The sequence below is a fragment of the Rhodococcus sp. K11/5 genome (assembly GCF_055193735.1).
The window spans coordinates 1,209,923-1,236,405 of sequence record NZ_CM143721.1; the positions used below are offsets into that span (position 1 = coordinate 1,209,923).

General features: G+C 67.6%; 29 protein-coding genes and 1 rRNA gene. 18 read left to right on the forward strand and 12 right to left on the reverse strand.

What is annotated here, in order from left to right; translation table 11 throughout:
* Positions 1–66: 66 nt before the first annotated feature.
* A 5S ribosomal RNA gene (gene rrf, locus ACY466_RS05840) occupies positions 67–183 on the forward strand.
* 74 nt (positions 184–257) lie between these two features.
* Here the strand turns inward: rrf and ACY466_RS05845 are convergent.
* Positions 258–1,076: an Fpg/Nei family DNA glycosylase gene (locus tag ACY466_RS05845; RefSeq protein WP_463250604.1), complete on the reverse strand. Its 819-nt coding sequence runs from the start codon at positions 1,074–1,076 to the stop codon at positions 258–260.
* 215 nt (positions 1,077–1,291) lie between these two features.
* On the opposite strand from ACY466_RS05845, the gene ACY466_RS05850 reads away from it, so the two are divergent.
* Positions 1,292–2,521, forward strand: coding sequence for a DUF4185 domain-containing protein (locus tag ACY466_RS05850; protein WP_463250606.1), 1,230 nt, complete (start codon positions 1,292–1,294; stop codon positions 2,519–2,521).
* A gap of 34 nt (positions 2,522–2,555) precedes the next feature.
* The gene (locus ACY466_RS05855) at positions 2,556–2,942 is read left to right on the forward strand and encodes a sterol carrier family protein (RefSeq protein WP_463250608.1); all 387 of its coding nucleotides are present in this window, start codon (positions 2,556–2,558) and stop codon (positions 2,940–2,942) included.
* A 14-nt stretch (positions 2,943–2,956) separates the two neighbouring features.
* On the opposite strand, the gene ACY466_RS05860 is transcribed toward ACY466_RS05855, so the two are convergent.
* Together ACY466_RS05860 and ACY466_RS05865 are read right to left on the reverse strand one after the other, a co-directional pair.
* Positions 2,957–3,274 (reverse strand): hypothetical protein, encoded by a 318-nt coding sequence (locus tag ACY466_RS05860; RefSeq protein ID WP_463250610.1) that lies wholly within the window; start codon positions 3,272–3,274, stop codon positions 2,957–2,959.
* Between the two features lie 7 nt (positions 3,275–3,281).
* Entirely contained in the window at positions 3,282–3,809 is a 528-nt protein-coding gene (locus tag ACY466_RS05865) for a DUF427 domain-containing protein (protein WP_463250612.1), read from the reverse strand.
* Between the two features lie 199 nt (positions 3,810–4,008).
* Between ACY466_RS05865 and purF the strand changes: the two genes are divergently transcribed.
* The 7 genes from purF to purM all read left to right on the forward strand — a co-directional run bounded on the left by purF (position 4,009) and on the right by purM (position 12,986).
* The gene (gene purF, locus ACY466_RS05870) at positions 4,009–5,580 is read left to right on the forward strand and encodes an amidophosphoribosyltransferase (RefSeq protein WP_463250614.1); all 1,572 of its coding nucleotides are present in this window, start codon (positions 4,009–4,011) and stop codon (positions 5,578–5,580) included.
* A gap of 22 nt (positions 5,581–5,602) precedes the next feature.
* Entirely contained in the window at positions 5,603–6,187 is a 585-nt protein-coding gene (locus ACY466_RS05875) for an ASCH domain-containing protein (RefSeq protein WP_463250617.1), read from the forward strand.
* 174 nt (positions 6,188–6,361) lie between these two features.
* Positions 6,362–7,972 carry an ABC transporter substrate-binding protein gene (locus ACY466_RS05880; RefSeq protein WP_463250619.1) on the forward strand — a complete coding sequence of 537 codons (1,611 nt, stop codon included), beginning with the start codon at positions 6,362–6,364 and terminating at the stop codon, positions 7,970–7,972.
* Between the two features lie 2 nt (positions 7,973–7,974).
* Entirely contained in the window at positions 7,975–9,063 is a 1,089-nt protein-coding gene (locus tag ACY466_RS05885; RefSeq protein WP_463250621.1) for an ABC transporter permease, read from the forward strand.
* A gap of 1 nt (position 9,064) precedes the next feature.
* Positions 9,065–10,030, forward strand: coding sequence for an ABC transporter permease (locus tag ACY466_RS05890; RefSeq protein ID WP_463250622.1), 966 nt, complete (start codon positions 9,065–9,067; stop codon positions 10,028–10,030).
* A 41-nt stretch (positions 10,031–10,071) separates the two neighbouring features.
* Positions 10,072–11,709 carry a dipeptide ABC transporter ATP-binding protein gene (locus tag ACY466_RS05895; RefSeq protein ID WP_463252146.1) on the forward strand — a complete coding sequence of 546 codons (1,638 nt, stop codon included), beginning with the start codon at positions 10,072–10,074 and terminating at the stop codon, positions 11,707–11,709.
* Positions 11,710–11,876: 167 nt separating this feature from the next.
* Positions 11,877–12,986 carry a phosphoribosylformylglycinamidine cyclo-ligase gene (gene purM / locus ACY466_RS05900; protein ID WP_463250624.1) on the forward strand — a complete coding sequence of 370 codons (1,110 nt, stop codon included), beginning with the start codon at positions 11,877–11,879 and terminating at the stop codon, positions 12,984–12,986.
* 104 nt (positions 12,987–13,090) lie between these two features.
* Here the strand turns inward: purM and ACY466_RS05905 are convergent, their stop codons facing one another.
* Complete coding sequence (locus tag ACY466_RS05905) at positions 13,091–13,279, reverse strand: DUF3073 domain-containing protein (RefSeq protein WP_463252147.1); 189 nt, start codon at positions 13,277–13,279, stop codon at positions 13,091–13,093.
* Between the two features lie 242 nt (positions 13,280–13,521).
* Here ACY466_RS05905 and ACY466_RS05910 point away from each other — a divergent pair, with 242 nt between their 5' ends.
* The 5 genes from ACY466_RS05910 to ACY466_RS05930 are packed head-to-tail and all read left to right on the forward strand — an operon-like array spanning position 13,522 to position 16,997.
* Entirely contained in the window at positions 13,522–13,929 is a 408-nt protein-coding gene (locus ACY466_RS05910; RefSeq protein WP_463250626.1) for an ArsR/SmtB family transcription factor, read from the forward strand.
* Entirely contained in the window at positions 13,926–15,056 is a 1,131-nt protein-coding gene (gene arsB / locus ACY466_RS05915) for an ACR3 family arsenite efflux transporter (protein ID WP_463250628.1), read from the forward strand. Before ACY466_RS05910 ends, arsB begins: the two co-directional genes overlap by 4 nt.
* A complete protein-coding gene (locus ACY466_RS05920; protein WP_463250630.1) occupies positions 15,056–15,478 on the forward strand; it encodes an arsenate reductase ArsC in 423 nt (140 codons plus the stop codon). The genes arsB and ACY466_RS05920 overlap by 1 nt, the downstream gene beginning before the upstream one ends.
* Entirely contained in the window at positions 15,475–15,891 is a 417-nt protein-coding gene (locus ACY466_RS05925; RefSeq protein WP_463250631.1) for an arsenate-mycothiol transferase ArsC, read from the forward strand. The genes ACY466_RS05920 and ACY466_RS05925 overlap by 4 nt, the downstream gene beginning before the upstream one ends.
* Complete coding sequence (locus tag ACY466_RS05930; protein WP_463252148.1) at positions 15,888–16,997, forward strand: ArsO family NAD(P)H-dependent flavin-containing monooxygenase; 1,110 nt, start codon at positions 15,888–15,890, stop codon at positions 16,995–16,997. The genes ACY466_RS05925 and ACY466_RS05930 overlap by 4 nt, the downstream gene beginning before the upstream one ends.
* A gap of 6 nt (positions 16,998–17,003) precedes the next feature.
* Here ACY466_RS05930 and ACY466_RS05935 read toward each other — a convergent pair whose 3' ends face one another.
* Together ACY466_RS05935 and ygfZ are read right to left on the reverse strand one after the other, a co-directional pair.
* On the reverse strand, positions 17,004–17,681 hold the full coding sequence (locus ACY466_RS05935) for an MOSC domain-containing protein (protein ID WP_463250633.1): 678 nt from the start codon (positions 17,679–17,681) through the stop codon (positions 17,004–17,006).
* Entirely contained in the window at positions 17,678–18,835 is a 1,158-nt protein-coding gene (ygfZ, locus tag ACY466_RS05940) for a CAF17-like 4Fe-4S cluster assembly/insertion protein YgfZ (RefSeq protein WP_463250635.1), read from the reverse strand. The genes ACY466_RS05935 and ygfZ overlap by 4 nt, the downstream gene beginning before the upstream one ends.
* A gap of 65 nt (positions 18,836–18,900) precedes the next feature.
* On the opposite strand from ygfZ, the gene ACY466_RS05945 reads away from it, so the two are divergent.
* Together ACY466_RS05945 and ACY466_RS05950 are read left to right on the forward strand one after the other, a co-directional pair.
* Positions 18,901–19,752, forward strand: a complete 852-nt coding sequence (locus tag ACY466_RS05945; RefSeq protein WP_463250637.1) for an aminodeoxychorismate lyase — start codon at positions 18,901–18,903, stop codon at positions 19,750–19,752.
* 398 nt (positions 19,753–20,150) lie between these two features.
* Positions 20,151–20,510, forward strand: a complete 360-nt coding sequence (locus ACY466_RS05950; RefSeq protein ID WP_463250639.1) for a hypothetical protein — start codon at positions 20,151–20,153, stop codon at positions 20,508–20,510.
* Between the two features lies 1 nt (position 20,511).
* Here the strand turns inward: ACY466_RS05950 and ACY466_RS05955 are convergent, their stop codons facing one another.
* Positions 20,512–21,207: a heme-binding beta-barrel domain-containing protein gene (locus ACY466_RS05955; protein WP_463250641.1), complete on the reverse strand. Its 696-nt coding sequence runs from the start codon at positions 21,205–21,207 to the stop codon at positions 20,512–20,514.
* Between the two features lie 329 nt (positions 21,208–21,536).
* Here ACY466_RS05955 and ACY466_RS05960 point away from each other — a divergent pair, with 329 nt between their 5' ends.
* The gene (locus ACY466_RS05960) at positions 21,537–23,120 is read left to right on the forward strand and encodes a cutinase family protein (RefSeq protein ID WP_463250643.1); all 1,584 of its coding nucleotides are present in this window, start codon (positions 21,537–21,539) and stop codon (positions 23,118–23,120) included.
* 103 nt (positions 23,121–23,223) lie between these two features.
* Here the strand turns inward: ACY466_RS05960 and ACY466_RS05965 are convergent, their stop codons facing one another.
* From ACY466_RS05965 to ACY466_RS05985, 5 genes are all read right to left on the reverse strand, one after another.
* Positions 23,224–23,532 carry a DUF1416 domain-containing protein gene (locus ACY466_RS05965; RefSeq protein ID WP_463250645.1) on the reverse strand — a complete coding sequence of 103 codons (309 nt, stop codon included), beginning with the start codon at positions 23,530–23,532 and terminating at the stop codon, positions 23,224–23,226.
* A gap of 2 nt (positions 23,533–23,534) precedes the next feature.
* Positions 23,535–24,371 (reverse strand): sulfurtransferase, encoded by an 837-nt coding sequence (locus ACY466_RS05970; RefSeq protein WP_463250647.1) that lies wholly within the window; start codon positions 24,369–24,371, stop codon positions 23,535–23,537.
* 80 nt (positions 24,372–24,451) lie between these two features.
* Entirely contained in the window at positions 24,452–24,907 is a 456-nt protein-coding gene (locus ACY466_RS05975; protein WP_463250648.1) for a DUF4395 domain-containing protein, read from the reverse strand.
* Positions 24,908–25,218: 311 nt separating this feature from the next.
* Positions 25,219–25,668, reverse strand: coding sequence for a thioredoxin family protein (locus tag ACY466_RS05980; protein ID WP_463250650.1), 450 nt, complete (start codon positions 25,666–25,668; stop codon positions 25,219–25,221).
* Positions 25,665–26,444, reverse strand: a complete 780-nt coding sequence (locus ACY466_RS05985; RefSeq protein WP_463250652.1) for an LmeA family phospholipid-binding protein — start codon at positions 26,442–26,444, stop codon at positions 25,665–25,667. The genes ACY466_RS05980 and ACY466_RS05985 overlap by 4 nt, the downstream gene beginning before the upstream one ends.
* Positions 26,445–26,483: the final 39 nt, after the last annotated feature.

The following is a 26,483-nucleotide window of genomic DNA, read 5'->3' on the forward strand; positions in this document are numbered from 1 at the left end:
CACACCGCCGACACCCGAACCCGGTAACCAGGGGATGTGTGCCTCGTGCACTGTGTTTCACAGAGTTACGGTGGCCATAGCGGAGGGGAAACGCCCGGTCCCATTCCGAACCCGGAAGCTAAGCCCTCCAGCGCCGATGGTACTGCACCCGACAGGGTGTGGGAGAGTAGGACACCGCCGTACATAACCAAACGAAAGCCCCCCGACCACCAGGTCGGGGGGCTTTTCGCATTCCCGGGCCCATCGATATCGGCCCGCTATTGCTGTTCGCGGGAGCACCACCACGTGGTCCGACCGCCCACGGTTCCGCGTGACATCGGGGCTCCACACCGCGGGCACGTCGCGTCGGTTCGGCGAGACGGAATGATCTCGCCGGTGTGCACTCCTCCATGGCGAATGGCCGCTCTGATACAGCGTCGCAGGACCACTCGCAACTCGTCGATCTCGTCCTGTGTCAGCGTGTTCGAGCGGCGAGACGGGGACAGCGCGCATTGCCACAACACCTCGTCCGCGAGGAGATTGCCGATGCCCGAGACCACCGCCTGATCGAGTAGACGCGCCTTGATCGGTGCGGTGCTGGAGGAGATGCGGTCCCGGAACTCGTCGCGCCCGATCTCGGCGGCGTCCGTTCCCAGAGCATCGATGTCCGGCTCGAGGCGCACCCGTCCGAGGCGGCGCTTGTCGAACAACCGCAGTTGTCCTCCGTCGTCGAAGGTCATGGTGAACCGAGTCCATTCCGGCTTGTCGGAATCTCTCTGCCCCACATGCGGATCGCCGCCGCCGTACTCCGAAGCGGATTCCCCGTCGGGAGTGGTGACGATGACGCGTCCGCCCATACCCAGGTGGATACCGAGCGTCGGTCCCGACGAGCCGTCGGAAAGTCGGGTGTCGCACCACATCGCTTTGCCGCGCCGGTGGGCAGCGATCAGTCGGCCGCCCTCGAGGGCTCGGGAGATGTCTCCGGGGGCGTGTGGGCGGCACTCGTACGTGTCGGTGTCGTCGATCTCCACGATGGTTCGGTCGAGGGCCTTCTCGACGATCTGGCGGGCATTCTCGACTTCGGGAAGTTCTGGCATGTGTTCCGATTACCCCGTTTTCGGGCGTCGTCACAAGGGGCAGTCGGTCCGTTTCAGTGAATGTGCCCAAACATTTTCGGAGACCGTATTCGCAGGTCAACAACGGTTCGGACGACCGGAGATCCGTTGCTACATTGCGTTTCGATGTCGACGTATCGATGTCGGCGGCAATGCCCGGAATGTGAACAGGTGCGCAGGCACTCGAGGAGATGACGATGCGGTTCGACCGCCGAAGCACGATGTTGGTGACGGCTCTGATGGTGAGTTGGGGAGCCGTGGCCACGGTGGGCGCACCGACCGCGTCGGCGGAGCCGTGCGGAGGTGTTCCCGGAACCGGCATCACCGGTGTCGGGGTCCTCGGCGTGCCGCCCGCCGGTCTCGCCGCACCCCTGCCGACCAACGCCGGGCCCACCACCGACGTGGTGTCCTGGGTGACCGGGCAGTCGAGTCCGAACCGCACGTTCGATCGTTTCGGTATCTCCGGAACGGATCTCGGGATCAGCTGGGACAACGGCGACGGTCAGACACTCATGGCGTTCGGCGACACCTTCGGTGCGTGCACGGTCCCCGGTGGGCAGTGGCGACACAACACCCTGGTGCGCTCGAACGACACGGATCTGTCCGACGGCATCGATATCGCCGATGCGATCCCCGGTGACGTGCGCTCCGGCTCGGTCGTCTCCGCGAACGCACCGACGTTCGCGATGCAATTGCTTCCGGCGCTCGGAGTCGCCCCGGTGGAGCTGACCGTCGTTCCGACGGCCGCGATCGCGGTGGACGGTGTCCAGTACATGCATTTCATGTCGGTTCGAAACTGGAACGGCAGCGTCTGGTCGACGAACTTCGCCGGCATCGCCACGTCGGCCGACAACGGTCAGACATGGACGCCGCATCCGAGCACCTACCGCTTCAACACCGGGGTGACCGTACCGGGCACCGAGCAACTGGACGCCCGCTTCCAGCAGGCCGCGTTCGTGCGAGGCCGGGACGGTCTGGTGTACCAGTACGGCACACCCAACGGCCGGCTCGGCGCCGCCTACGTGTCACGCGTTCCGGCCGACGGCATTCTCGACCTGACGCGATACGAGTACTTCACCGGTAGCGGGTGGTCGACGGAGTTGGCCGCGGCGGTGCCGGTCGTCGAACAACCGGTGGGAGAGATGTCCGTCGCGTGGAGCGAGTATCTCGGTCGCTACGTGATGCTGCACAGCAACGACATCGAGGGCCGGATCGTCGCCCGCACCGCGGTGGAGCCACAGGGGCCCTGGAGTGCACCGACCACGGTGGTGCGCAGCTCGGACATCGGCTCGATACCCGGTAGTGGTCTGTACGCGCCGTACATCCACCCACGGTCCACCGGCGCCGAGCTGTACTTCACCGCGTCGCAGATGTCGTCGTATCAGGTGATGCTGCTGCGGACGGATCTGAACGCGCTGAACCGCTGAGTCCGCCGACCCGTGGTGGTGGCATATTGATGCGGTGGCACCGTCGAAACCCGTGAATCCCGCAGAGCTCCGCTCCGCGCTGCTGGCCGTCTCCGCGTGGCTCGACGACCCCGAGGTGCCGAAGCCCGCGCGACCCGAGCTCGCCGCAGCGGTTCGGCTCAGCGCTCGCACCCTGGAGCAGACGGCTCCGGGGTCGAGCGTCGAGGTGAGGGTTCCCCCGTTCGTGGCCGTGCAGTGCATCGTCGGCCCGCGACACACCCGCGGCACCCCGCCGAACGTCGTGGAATGCGATGCGCGAACCTGGTTGCGGTTGGTGACGGGGAAGGCCACGTTCGCCGAGGCTCTCGGCGGGTCGACGATGACGGCGTCGGGGGGACGGGCCGGCGAGATCGCCCATTGGCTGCCACTGCTCACGACCTGATCGGCGACCGATGATCACCGCCAGGGTCGTACCGGCGGCTTGACCCACAGGATCTTCTCGTCCGCGTGGGCGTGGTTCGAGGCCGGGTGGTCCGGGTGAGTTCTCGCCCAGTCGGCCTTGTCGGCGAGGAGCGCGGACACCGAGTTCCACGTCTCGTCGGTGCTCGGCGGATTGATCCCGGCCGTGCGCGCCAGCTTCCGGCGCACCTCCGGGCTCAGACCGGCGAGCTCGTCCGCCGAGATGTCGCGGTCCCACAGGTACCGGGCCAGTTCCACGGCCTTGGCGCGGCGGGATCTCTCCGCGGAGTCGGAGTGTGCGTAGTGGTTGTCCACCGCGGACTCACCAACCCCACGACCCGGGAATGCCCTTGAACGGTCCGACGACGTCGCGGGTGATCCATCCCGCGTAGAACCCGCCTTCCTGTGCTCGGGCGACCTCTCCGTCGAGTTCGCACGTCAGCTGGGCGGGCGAGAAGGACAGTGCACCGGCGATGGGCGCGAAGGACGGCGTCGGGCTCTCGTAACTCCACCCGCCCGCCTCGAGGATGGACCCGTCGTCTCCGATGATGTCCCAGTAGGTGGCCGACCCCTTCCATTCGCACATGGTCGACCGTGCCCGCGAGCGCCGGATGCGACTCTCCACGACGTCGCCGCGGGGGATGTACCAGGTGGGCGGATGGCTGGTCTCGAGCACGCGGTGGGCGGACGTGCTGTCCGCGATCACCACGTCGCCGTACCGCACCACCAACCGCTTTCCCGACGCTTCGAGCCGGGGCGGGCGCGGGTAGTCCCACACCGATTCCTGGCCCTGTGAGGGTTGTTCCGGGACGACACCGTGCGGAAGTCTGCTGCCCATGCGGTCCATCATGCCCTGCGCTCCGCATTCGGCGAGTCGCGCGTCACAGACCGCCGACGGTATCGATCGTTCGCCGGGGCGTGTTGTGGTCCCTGTTGGCCGTAGACTCACCGACGTGAGTGCATCGGGCGTGACCGAAGCGCACGGTCCGTCGGGCGTCCACACCGCACCCACCGAAGCGCCACTTCGCCATCTCTAGGGAGAGCCTGTCGTGACTCGTGCCGCCCTGTCGGTCAACAGCCCGAATCTGCTCGATGCCGCCGGTTCCGATCCGGATGTCCCGGAGAACGAACCGCGCGAGGAATGCGGCGTGTTCGGAGTGTGGGCTCCGGGCGAAGACGTCGCCAAGATGACCTATTACGGCCTCTACGCCCTGCAGCACCGCGGTCAGGAAGCGGCCGGAATCGCCGTCGCCGACGGATCCCAGGTCCTGGTGTTCAAGGATCTCGGACTGGTCAGCCAGGTTTTCGACGAACAGACCCTCGGCGCGATGTCCGGCCACGTGGCCATCGGCCACTGTCGCTACTCGACGACGGGTTCGACGACCTGGGAGAACGCGCAGCCGATCTTCCGGACGACCGCGGCCGGCAGCGGAGTCGCTCTCGGTCACAACGGCAATCTCGTGAACACGACCGAGCTGTCGGAGCGAGCGCGAGCCGCCGGTCTGATGGGTCGTCAACGCAGCACCAGCGCCACCTCGGATTCCGACGTGGTCGGCGCTCTCCTCGCGCACGGGGCGGCGGACAGCACCATCGAGCAGGCCGCCATGGAGTTGCTGCCCACCCTCAAGGGCGCGTTCTGTCTGACCTTCATGGACGAGCACACCCTCTATGCCGCTCGCGATCCCCACGGTGTGCGGCCGCTGTCTCTCGGTCGTCTGGATCGGGGATGGGTGGTGGCGTCGGAGACGGCGGCGCTGGACATCGTCGGAGCGTCGTTCGTGCGGGACATCGAGCCCGGCGAGCTGCTCGCCATCGACGCGGACGGCGTGCGATCCTCCCGGTTCGCGGCACCGGAGCCCAAGGGCTGCATCTTCGAGTACGTCTATCTCGCTCGGCCCGACAGCGTCATCGGTGGTCGTTCCGTGCACTCGACGCGCGTCGAGATCGGCCGTCGCCTCGCCGAGGAACACCCGGCCGAGGGGGATCTGGTGATCCCCGTTCCGGAATCGGGCACGCCGGCGGCCGTCGGGTACGCCCAGGGATCCGGGATCCCCTACGGCCAGGGTCTGATGAAGAACGCCTACGTGGGGCGCACGTTCATCCAGCCGTCGCAGACCATTCGTCAGCTCGGTATCCGCCTGAAGCTGAATCCGTTGAAGGAAGTGATCCGCGGGAAACGGCTTGTGGTGGTGGACGATTCCATTGTTCGCGGAAACACCCAGCGGGCGCTGATTCGCATGCTGCGCGAAGCGGGCGCGCTCGAGATTCACGTGCGCATCGCCTCGCCGCCCGTACGCTGGCCGTGCTTCTACGGCATCGACTTCGCGTCACCGGCAGAGTTGATCGCCAACGGAATGGACTCCGAGGACGGCATGCTCGAGGGAGTGCGTCACGCCATCGGCGCCGACTCGCTGGGATACATCTCGATCGACGGCATGGTCGCCGCGTCGGAACAGCCGTCGAGCCGACTGTGCTCCGCGTGCTTCGACGGCAAGTACCCGATCGAGCTGCCGAGCGACACCTCCATGGGGAAGAACGTCCTGGAGGGCCTGCTGGGTCGCACCGCCGGGGAGCCGCTGGTTCTCGACGACGACAACGTCAGCGCGCTCTCGCGACCCTGACGAGCGACGACCGGTCGGTTCCGTGCTGATCAAGCGCTCCGTGGCGGAGGCGATCGCGGCGGGAACCGTTCGAGTGCAGTACCGCCGGTGGTCCCGGCGGCGAGTGAAGGTCGGCACGTGGATCCACACTCCCGTCGGGGTGATCGTGGTCGACTCGATCGAGGAGATCGACCCCACCTCACTCACCGATGCCGATGCGCGGGCGGCCGGGGCGCAGTCTCTCGACGCGATGATGCGCGGATTTCGGGGTGGCGACCGGGATCCGGTGTTCGCCATCGGAGTGACGTTCGCCGGCGCGGATCCACGCGTCGCGCTACGCGAGGACGACGACCTCGGCCCGGACGAGCTCGCGGACATTCTGGCTCGGCTCGAGCGCATGGATGCCCGGTCCGGCGAACCGTGGGTGTGGGCGACGCTGGCGATCATCGATCGCAGCCCCGCAGTCCTCGCGGCCGACCTCGCGACGGAGATCGGATCGACGCGCGACGTGTTCAAGCCGCGTGTTCGCCGGCTGAAAGCGCTCGGGCTGACCGAGAGCCTGAAGGTGGGTTATCGGCTGTCTCCGCGCGGCGAGACGGTGCTGACGGCGCACCGAAACGGGCAATAAGGACATCCTTGGTCATCCGGTGACCCGGTGGTCGGACAGGTAAGTACCGGTCATGTTAAAAAATCCCCGAATTCGTGACACGCACGACACGAACCCCGGGTAACGTGCCGCTCACCGAATGACCCGATCGGAGCGCCGTACTGCGTTCCGGCTTCCTGACAAGGACGTATTCCCATGAGCGTGCCCTCACGAGGACGCACCACTGCACTCGTCTCAGTTCTGTCCGTCGCGGCGCTCGCGGCCGCTGCCTGCGGTTCGGGTCGAACCGACGACGGTGCCGCCGCCGGCGGCGGCGAGGCATTGGTGGTGGGGACCACCGACCAGGTCTACGCGTTGGACCCGGCCGCGTCGTACGACAACGGCTCGTTCACGATCATGAACCAGGTCTATCCGTTCCTGATGAACTACGCGCCCGGCAGCGACGAGCTGGTTCCCGACGCCGCCGACAGCTGTGAGTTCACCGAACCGACCGTCTACTCCTGCACGATCAAGGAGGGCCTGACGTTCGCCAACGGCAACCCGCTCACCAGCGAGAGCGTCAAGTTCTCGATCGACCGCATCGTGTCCATCGACGACCCCAACGGGCCGGCGTCCCTGCTCGCCAATCTGGAGTCGGTCGCGGCACCGGATCCGGCCACCGTCGAGTTCACCCTGAGGTCCGCGAACGACCAGACCTTCCCGCAGACCCTGGCCACGAACACCGGACCGATCATCGACGAGACCGTCTTCCCCGCGGACAGCATCCTCGACGACAACGCCATCGTCGCGGCGAAGCCGTTCGCCGGGCCCTACTCCATCGACACCTACGAGAAGAACTCGCTGGTGTCGTTCTCCGCGTTCGACGGCTACCAGGGCGCGCTCGGTGCGCCGAGCACCGATTCCGTCACGCTGCGTACCTACACCAGCGCCGACAACCTCAAGTTGGACATGCAGAACAAGTCCATCGATGTGGCGTGGCGCTCGCTCACCCCCACCGACATCGAATCGCTGGGCGACGTCGACGGTCTCACGGTGCACGAGGGTCCGGGCGGCGAGCTCCGCTACATCGTGTTCAACCTGAACACGATGCCCGGCGACACCCCCGAGCAGAAGCTCGCCATCCGCAAGGCCGTGTCCGCGTCGGTGGACCGTCAGGCGTTGTCGGACAACGTCTACAAGGGCACCTTCACCCCGGCGTGGTCCGTGGTTCCGAGCGGGCTCGACGGCGCCAACACCGCGTTCCAGGACGTGTACGGCGACACCCCGAACCCGGACGAGGCCGCGGCGTTCCTGACGGAGGCCGGAGTGCAGACCCCGGTCGCGATCAACCTCCAGTACAACCCGGACCACTACGGCTCGAGTTCGTCCGAGGAGTACGCCGCGGTGAAGTCCCAGCTCGAGAGCACGGGCCTGTTCGCGGTGAACCTGCAGTCCACCGAGTGGAACACGTACAACAAGGAACGCGTCGCGGACACCTATCCCGTCTACCAGCTCGGCTGGTTCCCGGACTTCCCGGACGCGGACAACTACCTGACCCCGTTCTTCTCGGCGGACAACTTCCTGCAGAACCACTTCGAGAACGCGGAGATCTCGGCACTGATCGACGCCGAGCGCACGACGGCCGACGAGGACGAGCGGATGCGCATCATCGGCGACATCCAGACCCGGATGGCGACCGATTTCGTCTCCACCTTGCCGCTGCTCGAGGGCAAGCAGATCGCCGTGTCCACCGACGAGGTGTCCGGCGTCGACGAGACCCTCGACGCGTCGTTCAAGTTCCGCTTCACCCCGATCTCGAAGGGCTGAGCATGACCACCACCGCGCCCGACGCGGCGTCGGTGGGGAGGAAGTCACGGGCGAGTGCGTCGTCACGCTACGGCGCGCTCGCCCGCTATCTCGTGATCCGGTTCCTGCTGATCGTTCCGACGGCATGGATCCTGGTCACCGTCGTCTTCTTCCTCATGCGCGTGCTCGGTGACCCGATCAGCGCGGCCCTCGGAGGTCGGCTTCCCGCCGATCAGATCGCCGAGCGCCGGGCCGCAGCAGGGTACGACCGGCCGATCCTCGTCCAGTACTGGGAGTACCTGACCGGTCTTCTGCGCGGGGACTTCGGCAATGCCGCCACGAACAACGTGCCGATCGCGGATGTGCTGGTGGTCAACGGAGCCGCGACCCTGGAGTTGGCGTTCTGGGCCCTGCTGGTGGCGTTCGCGGTCGGCATTCCGCTGGGCTTCTACGCTGCGACGCATCGTGATTCGTTCTCCGACGGGGTCCTGCGCATCCTCGCGATCCTGTTCTACGCCGCTCCGGTGTTCTTCGTCGGCATGCTGCTCAAACTGGTGTTCGCCGTGCAGCTCGGCTGGCTACCGGTGGCCGGGCGGGCGAGCACCAACGTGGAGTTGGCCCTGCAGAACGTGTCACCGAAGACCAACATCCTGCTGATCGACTCCATCCTGTACGGAGACACCTCCTACACCATCGACGTGTTGAAGCACGCCGTGCTGCCCGCGATCGCTCTGGGACTGTTGACGGCGGGGGTCTTCCTCCGCCTGGTCCGCGTCAATCTGCTGCAGACGCTGCAGTCCGGATACGTCGAGGCCGCTCGCGCTCGCGGTGTCTCCGACGCGGTGGTGACCCGGCGACACGCGTTCCGCAACGCCCTCATTCCGGTGGTGACGGTCATGGGTCTGCAGATCGCGATGCTGCTGGGAGGCGCCGTGCTGACCGAGACCACCTTCGAATGGCAGGGCTTGGGGTATCAACTGGCGCAATACCTTCGGGCCCGTGATTTCATCGCGGTGCAGGGGATCGTGACCTTCCTGGCCATCGTGGTCGCCGTGATCAGCTTCCTCACGGACGCGATCGTCGCGCTCGTCGACCCCCGAGTGAGGTTCTGACATGACCATCGACACCACGGTCGGCACCATTGCGCCGCCGCCACCGGGTCGGCGCCGCGGAGTGCCGGGCCTGTCCGTCATCCGATCGAGTGTGGGACTGCAGCGGGTGACGATCGTCGTGGGCCTGGTGCTCATCGCGATGTTCCTCGTCGCCGCGCTCTTCGCTCCGCTGATCGCGCCCTACGGCTTCGCCCAGACGTCCGCCGACGGAGTGGAGTTCGCCCGCCAGGCGGGTCCGAGCGCGGAGCACCTCTTCGGGACGTCGGTGCGCGGCGAGGACGTCTTCTCCCGCGTCGTGTACGGCGCTCGTACCGCGCTCATGGTCATCGCGACCTCGCTGGTGCTGTCCATCGCGATCGGCGTTCCGTTGGGCCTGGCGTCGGGCTACCTCGGCCGCTGGCTCGACCGAGTTCTGGTCCTGTTCATGGACGCGATGTACGCGTTCCCCAGTCTGCTTCTGGCCGTGGTGGTCTCGATCGTCGTGGCGGGTGGCCAGTCCAGCAGCTTCGGCGGAATCCTGTCCGCGGCCATCGCCATCACCGCGGTCTTCGTCCCGCAGTACTTCCGGGTGGTGCGCAACGCGACCGTGTCGGTGAAGACCGAACCGTACGTCGACGCCGCCCGGGTGACCGGAGCCGGCACGACGCGAATCCTGTTCCGCCACATCCTCGCCAACGTCACGCAGACGCTGCCGGTCATCATCACCCTCAACGGGGCGGAGGCGATTCTCACCCTCGCCGGTCTGGGCTTCCTCGGATTCGGCATCGAACCCACCTCGGCGTCCGAGTGGGGATACGACCTGAACAAGGCTCTCCCGGACATCTCCAACGGGATCTGGTGGACGTCGATCTTTCCCGGGCTCGCCATCGTGCTCGTCGTGCTCGGGATGACGATGGTCGGCGAAAGCGTCTCCGAGACACTCAATCCGGTGCTTCGCACGCGCCGCAGGACGAAGGTGGAATCGTGAACCAGGACGCCGTGAGACAGGATGCCGGGGGACAGGACGCCGTGAGACAGGACAGCGGGCCGGCGCTCGCCCTGGACGCGCTGTCGGTCACCTTCGACACCGACGCCGGGCCGGTGAACGCCGTCCGCGGGGTCTCGTTCTCCGTGGTGCCGGGGGAAGTCGTCGCGGTGGTGGGGGAGTCGGGGTCCGGCAAGTCGGTCAGCGTGCGATCCGCGATCGGTCTGCTGCCGACCACCGCGCAGGTCCGGGGCACGGTCACGCTCGCCGATCGCGACGTGACCGCACTGACGAGCAAGCAGTGGCGGGATCTGCGCGGCTCCGCCATCGCGATGATCTTCCAGGAACCAGGCAGCGCACTGGATCCGCTCTTCACGGTGGGCTTCCAGATCGTCGAGGCGCTACGGGCGCACCCCGGTCCCGACGGTCGGGTCCCCGACAAGAAGGCCGCGCGGCAGCGGGCGATCGAACTGCTGGATCTCGTGGGACTACCCGACCCGGAGCGTCGGTTCGGATATTTCCCGCACGAGTTGTCCGGAGGGCAGAAGCAGCGGGTGATGATCGCGATCGCCGTCTCGGGCAACGCGAAGGTGATCATCGCCGACGAGCCGACCACCGCGCTCGACGTGACCGTGCAGGCGGAGATCCTGGATCTGCTGCGCGACCTCAAGGATCGATTGGGGTGCGCGATCGTGCTGATCACGCACAGCATGGGCGTCGTGGCGAACCTGGCGGACCGTGTGATCGTGATGAAGGACGGTGAGATCGTCGAAGAGGCCACGGTCCACGACCTGTTCGACGCGCCGAAGGCCGAATACACCCGCACCCTGCTGGCCGCCGTGCCGACGCTGAGTGCCGCGCCGCCGACGGCGGAGGCCGAGTTCGGCGGTGCCCCGGTCCTCTCGGTGCGCGATCTGGTCGTGGAGTTCCCCGGTGGCGTCGGGCAGCCGCGATTCCGAGCCGTCGACTCGGTGAGCTTCGACGTGCGGTCCGGTGAGACGCTCGGGCTGGTGGGGGAATCCGGATCGGGGAAATCGACGATCGGACGCTGCGTCGCCGCGCTCCAGAAGCCCACTGGAGGACGCGTCGACGTGCTCGGGCAGAACGTCGCGTCCCTGAAACGCGCGCAGCTCAAGGAGCTGAGAAGGCGATTCGGGTTCGTCTTCCAGGATCCGTCGACTTCTCTGAACCCGCGACTGACCGTCGGAAGATGCGTCGCGGAGCCGATGATCGTGCACGGGGTACCGCGAGCCGAGATCCAGAAGACCGTCACCGAGTGGTTGGACGCCGTCCAACTGCCGGCCGGGACCGATCGGCGGTATCCGCACGAGCTGTCCGGCGGGCAGCGTCAGCGCGCATCTCTGGCCCGTGCACTGGTGTTGAAGCCGGACCTGCTGGTCGCCGACGAACCGACGAGTGCGCTCGACGTGTCCGTGCAGGCGGCGGTGCTGGACCTGTTCGAGGAGTTGCAGCGCGAGCTGCGCTTCGCGTGCTTGTTCATCAGTCACGACCTGGCGGTGGTGGACCGGCTCGCCCACCGCGTCGCGGTCCTGCGGCACGGTGCCCTCGTGGAGCTCGGAACGCCGTGGCAGATCCTGCGCTCACCCGAGCAGGAGTACACCCGACGCCTGATCGCGGCCATTCCGCGGCCGGAGGTGGACCGAAGCCGGCCACCGCGATGACGTGGCCGCTCGCGCGAGGCTCTGATGCCCGTCGACACCGCGTCCCGGCCGTGTGGCGAGGTCGGCCTCCTCCGGTACCGTAAGGGCGCAATCGGGCGGGCGAACGCCCTGACCGGACACCCCACAGTGCGCGTCGAGCGTGCGACACAGGCTGGAGCAGTACACCCATGACCGATGAGACCCACCAGCACGGCGCGACCGACGATGCGAGCGCCTCGCGAAGCGGGGGCGCGTCGTACGCCGCGGCGGGGGTGGACATCGAGGCCGGTGATCGGGCCATCGAACTGTTCGCACCGATGGCCAAGCGCGCCACCCGGCCCGAGGTCATGGGCGGACTCGGTGGATTCGCCGGTCTCTTCGCGCTCAAGGGCGGGTACCGGGAGCCGCTGCTCGCGGCGTCCACGGACGGTGTCGGTACCAAGCTGGCCATCGCTCAGGCTCTGGACAAGCACGACACCGTGGGACTCGACCTCGTGGCCATGGTCGTCGACGACCTCGTGGTCTGCGGAGCCGAACCGCTGTTCCTGCAGGACTACATCGCCGTGGGCCGTGTGGTCCCGGAGCACGTCGCCGAGTTGGTGAAGGGCATCGCGGACGGTTGCATCGCCGCGGGTTGCGCCCTGCTCGGTGGGGAGACCGCGGAGCACCCCGGCATGATGTCCGACGGTGAATACGATCTGTCGGCCACCGGAGTCGGCGTCGTCGAGGCCGACGCGGTGCTCGGACCGGACCGGGTACGCCCGGGCGACGTGATCATCGGCATGGGATCGTCGGGTCTGCACTCCAACGGATACTCGCTGGCCCGCAAGGTTCTGCTGGACATCAGCCGCATGTCGTTGACCGGCTACGTCGAGGAGTTCGGGCGCACGCTGGGCGAGGAGATGCTCGAGCCGACGCGTATCTACGCGAAGGACTGCCTGGCGGTGGCGGCCGAGACCGACGTCCGCACGTTCTGCCACGTCACGGGCGGCGGACTGGCTGCCAACCTCGCCCGCGTCATGCCGGCCGGGTTGACCGCCGAGATGGACCGCGGGACCTGGAGTCCGGCTCCGGTGTTCGCGATGATCGCCCAGCGCGGCCGTGTCGAGCGGGTCGAGATGGAGAAGACGTTCAACATGGGCGTCGGCATGGTCGCGGTGGTGGCACCGGAAGACGTCGACCGGGCCCTGGCCGTGCTCACCGCTCGGCACATCGACTGCTGGACGCTCGGCTCCGTGCGTCGGTCGGCCGACGCCGAGGAACGAGCGGTGTTGGCGGGTAATCACCCCCGGTTCTGAGCGGGCAGACCCGAAGTAGGAGACGACGAATGCGGGGCACCCGTTGGGTGCCCCGCATTCGTGGATTCAGCCGACTTACGGCAGCGCGGTGGACGCGTCGGTCATCAGCGCCGCCAGTCTTCGTACTCGTCATCGTCCTGGCGGGAGGTGTCCCGTTCGGCGATGCCGTGGAGGTGCGAGTCAGGGGATCCGGCGAGCTCTCGTTGGAGGCTCTCGAAGTCCGTCGACGGAGAGCTGTACTTCAGCTCACGCGCAACTTTGGTCTGTTTTGCCTTAGCCCGGCCGCGGCCCATGGCTAACCCCCTCGCGAATAGCGGGGCGGCCTGGGAATTTTTGGCGGCCCCGTCTGATTGTGTGTTCTTCCTGTAGGACACTCTAGCGTGCGAAACGACTCTGCGCTTCCACGGTGAGCGGTGTCCCGCGAGCGATTCGGGAGCGGGAGTGGGCGCGGGCACGTCGCGACGGCGTAACGCCACGTCGGAGGGCGGGGAGGCCGGCGGTTGCGGATTGATTCGACAAACGTCAATATAGACGCATGTCGAATTCAGAGGCGGTGGCGTCCGCGCCCTGTTGCTCCCCGCTCACCCGAGAACCGCTGACCGAGGACTGGGCCGACGATCTCGCCGGCATGTTCAAGGCGTTGGGTGACCCCGTCCGGCTGCGGCTTCTCTCGCTGGTCGCGAGCCACGACGGCGGCGAAGCCTGCGTGTGCGACATCTCCGACTCGTTCGATCTGTCGCAGCCCACCATCTCCCACCACCTGAAGGTGCTGCGGAACGCCGGCATCCTCGAGTGCGAGCGTCGCGGGACCTGGGTGTACTACCGGGCGGCGCCGTCCGCCCTCCGCCAGCTCGCCGCCGTCCTGGTGGACACCGAGCCGCTGATGGTCGAGCAGCCGGACGGTATCGCCGTGAACGACGACGCAATCGCGGTGGCCGGATGAGCACCGACACGAACACCGCGGAACAACCCGCCGTCGTCGGCAAACTGTCCACCCTGGATCGATACCTGCCGGTGTGGATCGGCGTCGCGATGGTCGCAGGCCTTCTGCTCGGTCGCCTGATCCCCGGACTCGACGAAGCGTTGTCGACGATTTCGGTCGACGGTGTCTCGCTCCCCATCGCCATCGGACTTCTCGTCATGATGTACCCGGTGTTGGCGAAGGTGCGCTACAACCGGATGGGCGCCATCACCGGCGACAAGCGCTTGCTCGTCGGATCCCTGGTCCTGAACTGGATCCTGGGACCGCTCCTGATGTTCGCCCTGGCGTGGCTCTTCCTCCCGGACCTCCCGGAATACCGCACCGGCCTGATCATCGTGGGCCTCGCGCGCTGCATCGCCATGGTCATCATCTGGAACGATCTCGCCTGTGGCGACCGCGAGGCCGCCGCCTTCCTGGTGGCGATCAACTCCGTGTTCCAGGTCTTCATGTTCGCGATACTCGGCTGGTTCTACCTGTCCGTGCTTCCCGGTTGGCTGGGGCTCGAGCAGTCCACCATCGAGGCGTCGCCGTGGCAGATCGCCAAGTCGGTCCTGATCTTCCTGGGGATACCGCTCGTGGCCGGCTTCGCGTCGCGCTACTTCGGTGAGAAGGCCAAGGGGCAGGAGTGGTACGAGACCAAGTTCATCCCGAGGATCGCACCGTGGGCGCTCTACGGCCTGCTGTTCACCATCGTCATCCTCTTTGCCCTGCAGGGCGACCAGATCACCTCGCAGCCCCTCGACGTCGTCCGCATCGCCCTGCCTCTGCTCGTGTACTTCGCGGTGATGTGGGGCGGCGGTTACGCCCTGGGTGCCGCGATGGGGCTGGGGTACGAGCGCACCACCACCCTGGCCTTCACCGCGGCCGGTAACAACTTCGAACTGGCGATCGCGGTGGCCATCGCGACGTACGGAGCCACCTCGGGGCAGGCGCTGGCGGGCGTCGTCGGTCCGCTGATCGAGGTACCGGTGCTGGTGGGTCTGGTCTACGTCTCGCTCGCGCTGCGCAAGCGTTTTCATCCCCAGCTCTCTTCCACCCCGGCCACATCATCGGAGTCGGCCACACCACCGGAGACGAGGAAGTCCTGATGTCCGACACCCCCAGCGTGCTGTTCGTCTGTGTCCACAACGCGGGACGGTCCCAGATGGCCGCCGGATTCCTCGGTCACCTCGCCGGTGACACCGTCGAGGTCCGTTCCGCCGGAAGCGCTCCGGCGGACTCGATCAACGCCGCCGCCGTCGAGGCGATGGCCGAACTCGGCATCGACATCTCGGCGCAGTCACCCAAAGTTCTCACCTCCGACGCCGTCCAGACCTCCGACGTCGTCATCACCATGGGTTGCGGCGACGCGTGCCCGGTGTTCCCCGGTGTCAGCTACCGCGACTGGGCGTTGCCCGACCCGGCCGGCAAGGGCGTCGAGGCGGTGCGGCCGATCCGCGACCGGATCAAGGTCATGGTCGAGGACCTGATCGCCGAACTGGTTCCGGCGCAGACGGGTTCGCGCGCATGAGCATTCCCAGCGTCCTCTTCGTCTGCGTCAAGAACGGCGGCAAGTCGCAGATGGCGGCCGGCTTGATGCGCAACGCAGTGGGGGGCACCGTCGACGTGCACTCTGCGGGGACCAAGCCGGGGACCGCGGTCAACGCCCTGTCCGCCGAATCCCTGCTCGAGGTCGGCGTCGACCTGACCGGTGAGCAGCCCAAGCCGATCGACCCGGAACTGTTGGCGCGGATGGACTACGTCGTCACCCTCGGCGGCGAAGCGCGCGTCGACGTGGTCGACGGTCCCACGTATCTGAACTGGGACACCGACGAGCCGTCGGAGCGCGGCATCGACGGTATCGAGAGAATGCGACTGGTTCGCGACGACATCGCCGCGCGCGTCGACGAATTGGCCGCCCGCCTTCTCGAACGGACCATCTGATCGGCACGTCCGTGGACGTGGTGGTGATCGGCGGCGGCCAGTCCGGATTGGCCGCCGGGTACTACCTGCGGCGGGCCGGCTCGAGTTTCGTGATTCTGGACGATCGACCCGAGCCCGGTGGGTCGTGGTCGCGGTACTGGGAATCACTGCACCTGTTCTCCCCGGCCGAGCACTCCCGGTTGCCGGGGTGGCCGATGCCGCCGTGGCCACGTGGATTCCCGCCCGGATCGCACGTGGTGGATTACCTCACCCGGTACGAGGAGCGATACGACCTACCGGTACGGCGTACCGTGCGAGTGGAGGCGGTGCATCGGACCGACACGGGCTACCGAGTGGAGACGAATGTCGAATCCTTCACCGCCGCAGCGGTGATCAACGCGACCGGCACCTTCTCGCGTCCGTTCTGGCCGACGTACCCCGGGATGCGAGATTTCGCCGGAACACAACTGCACGCCGCGGCGTACGTCGCTCCGGATGCCTTCGCCGGACGGAGAGTCGCCGTGGTGGGTGGAGGAAACTCCGCCGCGCAGATCCTCGCCGAGGTCTCCACCGTGACGGACACGGTGTGGTTCACCGAACGCGAACCGAGATTCCTCCCGGACGACGTGGACGGTCGAGTGTTGTTCGACGTCGCGAGCGAACGATCCCGGGCGCTCGCCGCGGGTGACCCGGATTCGTCCGGAGTCGCCGGACTCGGCGACATCGTCATGGTCCCGCCGGTGAAGGACGCGCGGGACCGCGGCGTGCTCCGCGCGACCCCCATCTTCTCCGCCCTGGTACCGGACGGCGTGACGAGCGGCGATCACGTGGAGGCGGTGGACGTGATCATCTGGTGCACCGGTTTTCGTCCCGCGCTCCGGCATCTGCGACCGCTGCACCTGCAATCGACCGAGGGGCAGTCGAGCGGCACGCAGGGAATCGCGTTGGAGGACAACCACCTCCGCGGCGAACCCACCCTGATCTTCCTCGGCTACGGCGACTGGACCGGCCCGGCATCCGCGACGCTCATCGGCGTCGGCCGCACTGCACGCGATGCGGTGCGGAATCTCGACGCGCATCTGTCAGCACGATCTCTGGAGCCGATCACCCTCGGACGCGGGCAGTAATCAGAATCACGGGGCGGGAGCGGCCTTGCGCGCTGCTCGCGCCACGCGGTCCAGCGCGCGCCGAGCGTCCCGGTAGACCTTCGGCGTCAACCCCTCGATCTCGAGGAGCCGTCGGAGTTCGTCGGGGCGCTCACCGGTGAACACGTTCCGCACCGTGACCCCGTGGTCGGGGACACGGGTGACGCGGACCGCGTCGCCGGCGGAGACGATGCCGGGGCGCACCACCCGCAAGTAGGTGCCGACGTCGGCACGCTCGGTGAAACGGGTGACCCATCGTGGTTCGTGGCTCCACTTGGCGAAGGTGCCGCACGGATACCGCGGAATGGTGACCTCGAGGACCGCGGTACCCACGTCCCAGTGCGATCCGACGACGGCATCGGTCACTGCAACACCGTCGACGCGAAGGTTCTCGCCGAACCACCCCGGTGGGAGTTCGCGGCCCAGTTCCGTCGACCACCGCTGCGCTTCCGATTCGGCGTAGGCGTACACGGCCTGTTCGGACCCGCCGTGGAAGTCGGTGTCGCAGGACAGATCTCCGGTCAAACCGAGTTCACCGACGGGTACGGGTCCTGCGACGGGACGCTTGTCGATCGCGGAATCGACCACGGCGGGTCGGCTGAGCGGAAGCACCTCGTGGACGACGCAGACCGCGAGGATCCGGCCTTCTCCAGGCACGGTGGTCACCGTCCACGCAACCTGTCGACCGCGGCTCGCCCGGCCTGCACGGTGGAATCCTCCGCGTAGCTGTCCGGATCGATCGAGGCCGCGCACGGGCCCGCGTCGAGCGTGGTGTCCTGCGGTACCGACCGCTTGATCGACGCCAACGCGATGGGGCCGAGCTCGAAGTGGTCGACCACGGTGCCGATGCGACCGATGTTCCGGCCGCCGAAGGTCACGTCGTCGCCGGTCTCCGGGCGTCCGTCGGCCGACCCGTCGAGGTGCAACAATACGAGGCGCCGCGGCGGTTTGCCCAGATTGTGCACGCGAGCGACGGTCTCCTGACCTCGGTAACACCCCTTGTCGAGGTGGACCGCGCCGAATTCGCTCACCCCACCGATCCAGCCGACCTCGTGCGGGATGGTGCGCTCGTCCGTGTCGCGGCCGACGCGCGGGCGTACGGCCTCGACGCGCAGCGCCTCGTACGCCCAGCTTCCGGCCTCGTGTGCCCCGGCGACGACCAGCCGGGCCCACCATTCCTCGAGGTCGGCGCGCGGTACGAGGAGGTCGAACGAATCCGTGCGCGAGGGCCACGGCATCCGGCGGACGAATCCCGTGGTGTCGGCGCCCAGGGGCACGGCGTCGTACGGGGCCTCGGGTACGTCGATCTCGATCGAGCGCAGGATGGACGGCGCCTTCGGCCCGATCAGCGACAACACGGCGAGCTCGGCGCCGTCGCGAGGAGCGGACTTCGCCCAGAACACCATCTTCTTCAGGAACCCCAGGAGCCCGGGGCCGCGGGACGGCTCCGTGTCGATCCACGTGGTGCCCGCGAGGTCGGTGAGGACGAAGTGGTCCTCGACGCGTCCGTTGACATCCAGACTCGCGTTCTCCGCCGACCGCCCGTCCGCGAGCTCGGCGATGTGTTGGCTGGAAATGGTGTGCAGCCAGGTCAGACGTTCTTCACCGGTGATCGCGATGACCGACCGAGTGGATCGGTCGATCACGGCGGCGGTGGTGATCGCGGCGCGTTGTTCGCCGAACGGATCGCCGTAGTGCCAGGCGGTACCGGTGTCGGGGCTGTCCGACGGGCTGTTCACGGCGCCGGGACGACGCGTGATGGGGGAGGGACTCGGTGTCGCGGGGGAGGAGGAGGCCGGAACGTTCGCGGTGTCGGACACGGCTCCAGTCTACGAGTACACCGACCATGTGCGGAGGGGACCGGTTGCGCCACTACCCTCGGAGCATGACTGCACGGGTACTCGTCTCGCTCGACGGTGATGTTCGTGACCCGGAGGCGCCGATCCTGCACGCCGACGACCTCGGCGGAGTGCGCGGCGACGGAGCGTTCGAGACCGTTCTGCTGCGTGGGGGCACGCCGTGTCGACTCCAGGCGCACCTCGATCGGTTGACCGCGTCGGCGCGCATGCTGGATCTTCCCGAACCCGATCACCGACAGTGGTCGACCGCGGTGGCCACCGCGATCGGCGAGTGGCCGTCCGACCACGAGGGTGCTATTCGACTGTTCCTGAGCCGGGGTCGTGAAGGCGGCGACGGCGGGGTGACGGCGTTCGTGTCCATCGCGTCGGTACCCGACCGCGTGCACCGCGCTCGGGCCGAGGGCGTGTCCGCGACCGTGCTTCCCCGCGGCTTCTCGATCACGCTCGCCGAATCTGCGCCCTGGCAACTGCTCGGCGCCAAGACCCTGTCGTACGCCACCAACATGGCGGCCTTGCGCCACGCTCGGGAGATCGGCTTCGACGACGTGGTGTTCCGCAGTACCGAAGGGTTCGTCCTCGAGGGTCCACGATCGACCGTGGTGGCGGTGACGGGGCAGACGATGGTGACACCGCCGACCGAGCACGGCGTCCTGCGTGGCACCACCGTGGATGCTCTGTTCGACGCGGCCCGCGGTGAGGGGTGGGAATGCTCCCACGCACCCCTGCGGGTGGCCGATCTCTTGCTCGCCGACAGCGTCTGGCTGGTGTCCTCGGTGACGCTGGCCGCAAAGGTGCAACGACTCGACGCAACGCACTACCGAGCTTCGGACGCGGACAACGACATTCGCGCTCTGGTGGACGCCGCGATCACGGTCTGAACCGGTGCTCGGACCGCCGACGAGCACGGTGACGTTCGCTTCGAGAAAAATTCGTTGCCGCCCTCGCCGATCCGCGCGTACCGTTGTCCGTACACGAGAGAGGAGGTGGTCTGAGATTGTATGACTCTAGGACGCGTGAGGTGGCTGCCCGCTAGCCGCAACCGCTGACGGTTCTTTGCTCACCGCGCGAGCGGCGCAGCGAATACCAGGCAGCTACCCGACCCCCGAGCCCTCGGTCCGTCCAGACCGAGACCGGCGCAACGACTTTCGTTCGCTCCGGTAGGGCTCGGGGGTCGCTGTCGTTCGTGGACGGGGACCGTCGATCTCGGGACCGGCCGGCTGCTGCGGAGTTGCTCGTTCGCCCTCCGGCCGGGTGCTCGTGTGTCACGCTGACGGACATGGGGAGCAACGACGCAGAACGCAGCCACGACGACGACCAGGCCATGGACGACCAGGCCATGGACGACCAGGCCATGGACGACCAGGCCACGAACGGAACCGACGAAACGCGCACGCGATCGACGGCTCAGGACGAGACCGTGGGACCGGACATCAGCCAGGAGGACCTGGACCGGGCCGGTGAGAAGATGGACGGGCTCAACGCGCGCTACGAGACCGGCGCCCGCGAATGCGTGACGGTGGAGGGAACCGGCGGCACCGTGTCCGGTACCGCGTTCGCGGACTGGGACGAGGAATCCGGCTCGGCGACATCGCGTGACGAGAAGTCGGAGAACGACGACGAGAAGGCGGCGGGCTGACTCAGCCCACGTAGCGCGACAGCCGCGCCGACAACCGCGGAGCGAGTTCGCCGTCGGCGCCTACACGCTCCTCGACGTACGCGAGGTCTCCGCCCTCGACGATGCCGTAGAGACGCTTGGCCCCACCGACGACGGCGGCCGACGTGGATCGGATGACCACGTCGGTGGCGAGTTCCCACGACGCCTGATTGAGAGCGCGTCCGTAGTACAGCTCGATGAGACCGGACGCGTGGGTGAGGAGAAGTTCGAGGGTCTCCTCGTCCTCGGCGCCGGGCGCACCGGTTCCGCTGACGCGCCAGAAGCCGGACTCGCGCAGATCGGCCCCCGCATACGCTCCGTCGTCACCGAGGCGCCAGGTTCGTGATTCCCAGTTCAGGTACGGCCCGCCGTCGTGGCTGACGACGATCTGCTGACCGAACGGGTAGTCACCGGTCTGCTCGTCGTGGCCCTCGCCGATGCCACGCCACACCCCGACGAGGGGAAGCAGCGCGAGCATGTCGTGGGCGATGTCCTCACCCAGACGTACGTTGGCCGTGTCGTCGGGCGCCGCGAGATCGGGGATCGGCGGGATGTTGCGTGCAGCGGTGAGCCGCGCGCGATCCTCGGCATGCGCCACCGCCTCCGTACCACTGAGGGCGGAGGGGTTGGCGTCGGCCGGGACCCGGGCGGGAGTGCTGTCCTCCGGGCTCTGGCTCACGACTCGTCGGTGACCAAGCGGTACACGACGTACAGCGAGAACCAGGCGATGAGAATCGACGCCAGGACCAGCAGAGCTTCGAAGAAGATGACCACGTTTCGATTGTAGACCGGGCCCCGGGGACTCGCGGACGCCGGTCGGCTCGCGCGTGGACGCTGTGACGGGTGACAACCTCGTCTGCCTCCGCAGGCCCGGCCGGTCTCGTAGGGTCGGATCTCGTTGCCGACGAAGCGTGCCGACTACGGCACTCGCGGATCACGTCGGCACACGCGAACGATCGCGCCCGAGTCGGTGCGCGCGAACCATGGGGGTCAGTGATGCGTGGGCGGATGCCGATTCGCGAGGTGATGCGTGCCCGTGAGGGCCGCGGACGGGTAGCCGTCCGTTGCGTGGTGGTGGCGTGCGCGGCAGCGTTGGCCATGGCCGGCGGCAGCGCCGTGGTGGTGGCGGAGCCGTCGAGCCCCGATGCCGACGGGTACTACCCCCGGCCGGCGCCGTATCCGGACCCGCTGGGTCTGCGCGAGCAGGGGCTGGAGGCGATCAGTCCGGAGTCGATCGAGCAAGATCTGCGAGACGGCATCGTCGGACGTGGGGATCGCATCGACCTGGATCCGAACAATTACGCGCAGGACTGCCCCGATGTCCTGGTCGTCGCCATCACCGGGGCCACCGATTCGTCGAGCGACCGCAATCCGCTGGACGAGGAAGATCGTCTGCCGTGGTCGAACTGGGTGGGGAACGTGACCGTCCCGGCCGGTCAGGCCAACGCCGAGTATCCGGGCCGGGTCGGGTGGGTCTACGTTCCGTACGCGTCCGAGTACGGCATCGGTATCGAGACACCGAACCCGACGTATCAGGATTCGGTGCGCGAGGGCATGGCGTCGACGACACGCCTGATGGAGGAGAACAAGACGAAGTGCGGTGAGCGCACCAAGTACGTCATGTTCGGCTACAGCGTGGGGGCCGAGGTCGTCCAACGGCTGGCGGTGGACATCGGCTCCCGCCCGGACGACGCGTTCATCACCGCCGACGACATCGCCGGCATCGCGCTCGTCGGCGATCCCTATCGGCCGGTGGGCACGCCCTCGCTCGGCGAGCCCGGACCGGAGGGCGGCGGGTTCATGTCCTCGGATCAGAAGGACTACGGGACGCTGACCGACAAGATCCAGTGGGCGTGCCGTCCCGTGGACATCGCGTGCGCCGCCCCGGAGCGGCTCGGGGTGCTGCCGATGGCGCTGAACGTTCTCGGCCAGGTGCACTTCACCCTGTTCGACCCGGGTACGACGGTCACCGGGCTCGCGGACGCATCGTCGGCGCTCGCGGCGCGCACGGTGGCGTACGTCTTCGCGAACCCCGAGTTCGCGACGTCGGAGGAGTCGGTCCTCGATGTCATGGTGCGGCTGTCGGACCAGACGACGCCGACGCCCGAGGATCCGGCCCCGACGCCCGACGAGGTGGCCGACGCCCTGCAGTGGGCGACCGGCCCGGGACGCGACGTCATCGCGGCCAAGATCGACGCCGAGATCGTCGGATTCGACGAGGACAACCGCGACATCCCGCAGCTGTGGGAGAAGCCGTACCTCGAGCTCGGGTTCCTCCAGCACCTCTACTACTGGGACAACTTCCCGGACAACGGCCGGGACTGGGAAAGCGAGAAGATGATTCGCTGGATCAGCGACCTCGCGCGCGAGCAGAGCGAGCGCAACGACGCCGAGCCGACAACCGTGGAGCCGGCTCCCACCGAGCCGACCGCATCGACCACGGGCGACGCGGAGCCGGGCGATCGGCCGCGGGTGATTCCGCCCGTGAATCCCGGCTACCTCGCCCCGCCGGCTCCCGACACGGAGACCGTGCCGTACTCCTGGGAGGAATTCCTGCGGTCCGTGGGAATCCCGGCGATCCCCGGAGCCTGAACGTCGGGGTCTCGAACGTCGGGGTCTCGAACGTCGGGTCTCGAGCACGAGAACGGCCCGGTACCGCGAGGTACCGGGCCGTTCGTGGATCTGGTCGAAGGCGTCAGGCGCCGACGCTGATCTCCGCTTCGTGGATTCCCGCGCCGTCGGGGGAAATCGTCACGTCACCGTTGCCGGTGGACGACAGTGCCCGCAGCGTCCAGGTTCCGGGGGCCGCGAAGAACCGGAAGTCACCGGTTCCCGACGCGACGACCTCGGCCGTGAACTCTCCGGTGCTGTCGAGAAGTCGGACGTACGCGCCGCCGACCGGCTGGCCGTCGGACTTCGCGAGAACACGGCCGGTGATGACCGTCTCCTTCTCCACGTCGACCCCGGCGGGAATGGTCTGGCCCTGTGTCGGTGCTCCACACATGATCAGCGAACCTCCAATTCGATGGGTGCTCCGACGAGGGAGCCGTATTCGACCCAGCTGCCGTCGTAGTTCTTGACGTCCTCTTTGCCGAGGAGTTCCTTGAGGACGAACCAGGTGTGGCTCGACCGCTCACCGATGCGGCAGTACGCGATGGTGGCCTTCGAGTCGTCGTAGCCCTTCTCCTCGTACAGGGCCGCGAGGGCCTCGTCCGTCTTGAAGGTGCCGTCCTCGTTGGCGGTGCTGCTCCACGGGATGTTGATCGCGGACGGCACGTGGCCGCGCTGCTGCGCCTGCTCCTGTGGCAGGTGGGCCGGAGCGAGGATCTTGCCGGAGAACTCGTCGGGAGAACGGACGTCGATGAGGTTCTTGTTGCCGATGGCGTCGATGACCTCGTCGCGGAACGCGCGGATGCTCAGGTCCGGGGTGCCGGCGCTGTAGTGCGTGCCCTCACGAGTGACGGTCGCACTGGAGAGGGGGCGGCCGTCCAGTTCCCACTTCTTGCGGCCACCGTCGATGAGCTTGACGTTCTCGTGGCCGTAGAGCTTGAAGTACCAGTAGGCGTAGGCGGCGAACCAGTTGTTGTTCCCGCCGTACAGGACCACGGTGTCGTCGTTCGCGATTCCCTTGGAGGACAGGAGGTCCGAGAACTGCTCCTGGTTCAGGAAGTCACGACGGACGGGATCCTGCAGATCCTTCTTCCAGTCCAACTTGACGGCGCCTTCGATGTGGCCACCGTCGTAGGCGCTGGCGTCCTCGTCGACCTCGACGAAGACGGTCTTGGGAGCGGACAGGTTCTGCTCGGCCCAGTCTGCGGAGACCAGGACATCGGAGCGAGCCATGTGATTCCTTTCGGTGCGATGACCCTCGACATCGGTGTCCGTCGAGGTGAGGTGCTGACAGCGGAACGAACGTGTGTCGGTCAGGCCGTGCGGAAGCGACTGACCAGGGGGTAGATCTTGCAGCCGAGGCAGATTCCGAACGCCGCGTTCAGCAGTGCGGCGAACAGAGCGAAGCCGGTGGCGACGGTTCCCACGATCGGGCTTCCGAGTGCGAACCCGAGGGTTCCCACCAGAGCGAACGCGAAACCGAGTCCCTGAGCGAAGCGCAGGGGAGTGGTGGGCTCGGTCTCCGTGGTCGGACCGAGGCGAGGCTTGACGGCGGCGGCGAACAAGCGGCCGTAGGGGTGAGCGGACGGTCCCCGCACCGCTCCGAACGCGAACACGGCGGTCTGGAGTGCGATCAGAACTGCCGCGGCCGGAACGCTGATCGTGGAAAGCACCAGCGTGATCACCAGGACGGCGGTGGTGACCCAGGCGACGAAGCGGGGACCGCGGACGTCCACCTGCGCGGTGGTTGCGGTACTGGGAGTGGACACTCGACGGGCTCCTGCGGTGTGAGGGCGTGCGATTGGGGAAGAAGTCGACCGGGGACGGGCACACCGGACATCGGTGGCACCGACGCGTCGGCGGGGCGTCGAGACGGATCGAACGGTTCTCGCGAGAGGAGAACGCGTCGGGGATCGGACTACGCGGCGTCGGCGAATCGTCAGCGGCAACGGCAGCAACAACCACCGAGGCGACACAGGTCCACTGTGCGGCGTCGGGTGAGCATGAGCTCCTGGCTGTCGGTCACGAGGACATCGTACCCAGTCCCGGGCGGTTCGCGTCGCGTCGGGTGTGTCCTCGGTTACGCCGAACGCTCGGCGGCCGCGCGGATCGCGCCGCCCAGGTCGCGCGCAGTGGGCACTCCCGACGCCCGTGAGCGTTCGACCAAGGAGGCGTCGAGCACGAATGTGGTCGGGAGCGACATGACGCCCATCTCGCGGGCCAGCGCGGGATTGTCGTCCATGTCGACCTCGACGTCGCGGACGTCGAGCCCGTCCGCGGCGAGATCGGTGGCGACCGTACCGACGATGCGGCGGACCGCCGCGCACGGACCGCACCAGGTGGCCGAGAAGTGCAGAACCGTGATCGCGGCCGGGGTCGGTTCGATGCCGGCGGTTCGCAGGGATGCCTGCCGGGTGGCGGACACCGCTGCGGTCGACGACGCGCGGACGGCGCCTTCGCGTCGCCGCAGCACGAGGCCGACCACCAGGGCCAGGACCAGGACGACGGCCAGAACCGTGAGACCGGTCACGGTGTGCGCATCGTGTCGAGCTCGACGGCGAGGTCGGTCGCGGTGCCCTCGATGACGATCTGACCGCCCTCCGCGTACACCGTCGTCGGGGTGATGCCGAAGGGCAGTTCCTGACTGTCGATGCGCCTCGTGAACAGACCGAGAACGGTCGGCTTCAGCAGTTCCGGAACGGTGAAATCGGCCGCACCCTCGGGACCGAAGTACAGGTCCGACGCGATGATGGACACCGCCGTCCCCTCGAGGACGAGGTCGGCCGTCACGCTGACCTCGGTGTCGAGGGGCCCCAGGGAGACGGTGCCCGTCAGCACGACCGAACCGGCGGTGACCGGCCCGGACCCACCGGATCCGCCCGTGCCGTCCGAAGGATCGGCCGGGGGAGCGGAAACCTCAAGGTCGGGAACGTTCAACAAGCGACCGAGATCGGTGGCGTCGATGCGGACGCGACCCTCGAGCTCGTCCACCGGAACCGTGCCGACCGAACCGTCCAGAAGGTCGCCGGTGGGAATGTCGACTCCGCGAAGTACGGCCTCGATGGTCACCTGGTCGACGTAATCGGTGGGGACGTTCTGGGCCCGGATCTCCACGCGCCCGTACCGGCCGTTCGCCAGCTGGGTGAGGAACGGGAAGCCGAAGATCGTCACCTCGGGGTCGGACGTGAGATCGCCGCCGTCGCGCAGCGCCCGCGAGACCCGGTATTCGGCGTACGCCGCGGTACCGAAATCGATCGCCAGTGCCCCCACGAGGACGATGACCAGTCCGGCGATCAGTTTTCGCACACGTGTCCTCTCGAGCCGTTCGGTGAGTCGGTAGAAACG

Bases quoted from the DNA above. Each gene is read 5' to 3' on its own strand.
- ACY466_RS05845 (WP_463250604.1), bottom strand. From the start codon at position 1,076: ATGCCAGAACTTCCCGAAGTCGAGAATGCCCGCCAGATCGTCGAGAAG.
- ACY466_RS05850 (WP_463250606.1), top strand. From the start codon at position 1,292: ATGCGGTTCGACCGCCGAAGCACGATGTTGGTGACGGCTCTGATGGTG.
- ACY466_RS05865 (WP_463250612.1), bottom strand. From the start codon at position 3,809: ATGATGGACCGCATGGGCAGCAGACTTCCGCACGGTGTCGTCCCGGAA.
- ACY466_RS05880 (WP_463250619.1), top strand. From the start codon at position 6,362: ATGAGCGTGCCCTCACGAGGACGCACCACTGCACTCGTCTCAGTTCTG.
- ACY466_RS05885 (WP_463250621.1), top strand. From the start codon at position 7,975: ATGACCACCACCGCGCCCGACGCGGCGTCGGTGGGGAGGAAGTCACGG.
- ACY466_RS05890 (WP_463250622.1), top strand. From the start codon at position 9,065: ATGACCATCGACACCACGGTCGGCACCATTGCGCCGCCGCCACCGGGT.
- purM (WP_463250624.1), top strand. From the start codon at position 11,877: ATGACCGATGAGACCCACCAGCACGGCGCGACCGACGATGCGAGCGCC.
- ACY466_RS05905 (WP_463252147.1), bottom strand. From the start codon at position 13,279: ATGGGCCGCGGCCGGGCTAAGGCAAAACAGACCAAAGTTGCGCGTGAG.
- ACY466_RS05910 (WP_463250626.1), top strand. From the start codon at position 13,522: ATGTCGAATTCAGAGGCGGTGGCGTCCGCGCCCTGTTGCTCCCCGCTC.
- arsB (WP_463250628.1), top strand. From the start codon at position 13,926: ATGAGCACCGACACGAACACCGCGGAACAACCCGCCGTCGTCGGCAAA.
- ACY466_RS05920 (WP_463250630.1), top strand. From the start codon at position 15,056: ATGTCCGACACCCCCAGCGTGCTGTTCGTCTGTGTCCACAACGCGGGA.
- ACY466_RS05925 (WP_463250631.1), top strand. From the start codon at position 15,475: ATGAGCATTCCCAGCGTCCTCTTCGTCTGCGTCAAGAACGGCGGCAAG.
- ACY466_RS05945 (WP_463250637.1), top strand. From the start codon at position 18,901: ATGACTGCACGGGTACTCGTCTCGCTCGACGGTGATGTTCGTGACCCG.
- ACY466_RS05950 (WP_463250639.1), top strand. From the start codon at position 20,151: ATGGGGAGCAACGACGCAGAACGCAGCCACGACGACGACCAGGCCATG.
- ACY466_RS05960 (WP_463250643.1), top strand. From the start codon at position 21,537: ATGCCGATTCGCGAGGTGATGCGTGCCCGTGAGGGCCGCGGACGGGTA.
- ACY466_RS05965 (WP_463250645.1), bottom strand. From the start codon at position 23,532: ATGTGTGGAGCACCGACACAGGGCCAGACCATTCCCGCCGGGGTCGAC.
- ACY466_RS05970 (WP_463250647.1), bottom strand. From the start codon at position 24,371: ATGGCTCGCTCCGATGTCCTGGTCTCCGCAGACTGGGCCGAGCAGAAC.